Below are 3,407 nucleotides of genomic sequence, written 5' to 3'. Positions count from 1 at the left end.
GAATGCTCATGTACGGTAAGGAAGCAAGCAACCGAAAACAAGAGATAGACCGCCAGCACTACACTATTCCGAACCAAAGACCAAAAGATAAGCATTGTGGGAAAATCTAAACTTTTGGATTTTCCTACAATGCCAACTACGGCGGAATCCCTCCCACTCCTTATATCTTTCTGTATACATTGAATTTGTATTTAGTAAAATGCAGACAACACCACGGATCGGCTTTTGGTTGGACAATTCCAACCAAACACCACAGCAGACAGCAGAAAACATTCTGAACGCTAGGAAGCCGGTATGATTGTTACATATAAGGGGAAGAAAAATTTCTTTTAGGTACTTGCTTTCCTAAAACTGATGTGATACAATGATTTAATCCAGAAAAGGAGTAAAAAATATGCGGCAAGGTATTCTTAAATAAAACTATAATCAAATAGTGGGAACAAAGGATTATGATAGCTCCTTTTGTAGGGGCTTAGTTTTTTGTACCCAATTTAAGAATACTTTTGCCTTATCAATTTTGACATATCCCCAAAAACAGCAATCACAAACAGGTGTATGCTGTATATGTGTATGTCCGCAACTTATAATCCCCAGTGGTAAAAGTATTTTACTGCTGGGGATTTTTATGCCCTTTGGGGCTGTAAAGGGAGGACAATCACATGAAAATAATCAATATTGGAATTCTTGCCCATGTAGACGCTGGAAAGACGACCTTGACGGAGAGCCTGCTATATGCCAGCGGAGCCATTTCAGAACCGGGGAGCGTCGAAAAAGGGACAACGAGGACGGACACCATGTTTTTGGAGCGGCAGCGTGGGATTACCATTCAAGCGGCAGTCACTTCCTTCCAGTGGCACAGATGTAAAGTTAACATTGTGGATACGCCCGGCCACATGGATTTTTTGGCGGAGGTGTACCGCTCTTTGGCTGTTTTAGATGGGGCCATCTTGGTGATCTCCGCTAAAGATGGCGTGCAGGCCCAGACCCGTATTCTGTTCCATGCCCTGCGGAAAATGAACATTCCCACCGTTATCTTTATCAACAAGATCGACCAGGCTGGCGTTGATTTGCAGAGCGTGGTTCAGTCTGTTCGGGATAAGCTCTCCGCCGATATTATCATCAAGCAGACGGTGTCGCTGTCCCCGGAAATAGTCCTGGAGGAAAATACCGACATAGAAGCATGGGATGCGGTCATCGAAAATAACGATGAATTATTGGAAAAGTATATCGCAGGAGAACCAATCAGCCGGGAAAAACTTGCGCGGGAGGAACAGCAGCGGGTTCAAGACGCCTCCCTGTTCCCAGTCTATCATGGCAGCGCCAAAAATGGCCTTGGCATTCAACCGTTGATGGATGCGGTGACAGGGCTGTTCCAACCGATTGGGGAACAGGGGGGCGCCGCCCTATGCGGCAGCGTTTTCAAGGTTGAGTACACCGATTGCGGCCAGCGGCGTGTCTATCTACGGTTATACAGCGGAACGCTGCGCCTGCGGGATACGGTGGCCCTGGCCGGGAGAGAAAAGCTGAAAATCACAGAGATGCGTATTCCATCCAAAGGGGAAATTGTTCGGACAGACACCGCTTATCAGGGTGAAATTGTTATCCTTCCCAGCGACAGCGTGAGGTTAAACGATGTATTAGGGGACCAAACCCGGCTCCCTCGTAAAAGGTGGCGCGAGGACCCCCTCCCCATGCTGCGGACGACGATTGCGCCGAAAACGGCAGCGCAAAGAGAACGGCTGCTGGACGCTCTTACGCAACTTGCGGATACTGACCCGCTTTTGCGTTGCGAAGTGGATTCCATCACCCATGAGATCATTCTTTCTTTTTTGGGCCGGGTGCAGTTGGAGGTTGTTTCCGCTTTGCTGTCGGAAAAATACAAGCTTGAAACAGTGGTAAAGGAACCCTCCGTCATTTATATGGAGCGGCCGCTCAAAGCAGCCAGCCACACCATCCATATCGAGGTGCCGCCCAACCCGTTTTGGGCATCCATAGGACTGTCTGTTACACCACTCTCGCTTGGCTCCGGTGTACAATACGAGAGCCGGGTTTCGCTGGGATACTTGAACCAGAGTTTTCAAAACGCTGTCAGGGATGGTATCCGTTACGGGCTGGAGCAGGGCTTGTTCGGCTGGAACGTAACGGACTGTAAGATTTGCTTTGAATACGGGCTTTATTACAGTCCGGTCAGCACGCCGGCGGACTTCCGCTCATTGGCCCCGATTGTATTGGAACAGGCATTGAAGGAATCGGGGACGCAGCTGCTGGAACCTTATCTCTCCTTCATCCTCTATGCGCCCCAGGAATACCTTTCCAGGGCTTATCATGATGCACCGAAATACTGTGCCACCATCGAAACGGCCCAGGTAAAAAAGGATGAAGTTGTCTTTACTGGCGAGATTCCCGCCCGCTGTATACAGGCATACCGTACTGATCTGGCCTTTTACACCAACGGGCGGAGCGTATGCCTTACAGAGCTGAAAGGATATCAGGCCGCTGTCGGTCAGCCGGTCATCCAGCCCCGCCGTCCAAACAGCCGCCTGGACAAGGTGCGCCATATGTTTCAGAAGGTAATGTAAAGATACATAATCGTCAAGACGGCAACAATCAGAAGTTATGGAGGGTAACAATGGAATATAGTAAGGAAGATTTAATGGAAGCAAAAAAGCAAATTTGGGGAGTGGGAGAGAACATGGGAACAGAGGAAAGTAAAAAAATCTGGGAGGAGAACGCACAATTTTGGGATAATGCAATGGGTGACGAATCTAATGAATTTCACAGAGAGGTAGTGCGTCCCAAAGTAACGGAACTTCTATCTCCTAATCCTGCGGATTACATTTTGGATATTGCGTGTGGCAATGGAAATTATTCTTCGTATCTTGCACAAAGAGGCGCTTCGGTTGTCGCTTTTGATTACAGCAAAAAAATGATAGAATTGGCTAAAAGACGGCAATCACAATATGCAAAACAAATTGAATTTTGTGTGGCGGATGCGACCGATAGAAAAAGTATATTAGAATTAAAAAGAAATCGAGCCTTTACGAAAGCAGTTTCTAATATGGCAATTATGGATATTACGGATATTGAACCACTTCTTATGGCTGTTTATGAACTGTTGCAGGAAAGCGGAATTTTTGTCTTTGCAACGCAACACCCTTGTTTTGTCACGTTGACTGAAAAATATATGACACCGCACAGTTACTATGATATAGCGATTGAAGGGCAACCGAAAGAGCAGATTTATTATCATCGTTCCATACAAGATATTTTTAACCTTTGTTTTAGAGCTGGATTTGTCATTGATGGATTTTATGAAGAATGTTTTAAAACCAACAAAGAAATTCCTATGGTAATGATAGTAAGGCTTAAGAAGGTAAAACGTGATAGCTTAAAATAAATTCAAGTTT

2 protein-coding genes are annotated in these 3,407 nt (G+C 46.2%); both read left to right on the top strand.

What is annotated here, in order from left to right:
* Positions 1–659 precede the first annotated feature (659 nt).
* The gene (gene tet(W) / locus ACTQ3V_RS15340; protein WP_002586627.1) at positions 660–2,579 is read left to right on the top strand and encodes a tetracycline resistance ribosomal protection protein Tet(W); all 1,920 of its coding nucleotides are present in this window, start codon (positions 660–662) and stop codon (positions 2,577–2,579) included.
* A 50-nt stretch (positions 2,580–2,629) separates the two neighbouring features.
* Positions 2,630–3,397, top strand: coding sequence for a class I SAM-dependent methyltransferase (locus ACTQ3V_RS15335; protein WP_002586626.1), 768 nt, complete (start codon positions 2,630–2,632; stop codon positions 3,395–3,397).
* Positions 3,398–3,407 lie beyond the last annotated feature (10 nt).

Source organism: Candidatus Agathobaculum pullicola, from assembly GCF_052117205.1.
Lineage (GTDB): Bacteria > Bacillota > Clostridia > Oscillospirales > Butyricicoccaceae > Agathobaculum > Agathobaculum pullicola.
Note: the sequence above shows the minus strand (reverse complement) of the source record. Positions and strands in the feature narration are given on the sequence as shown.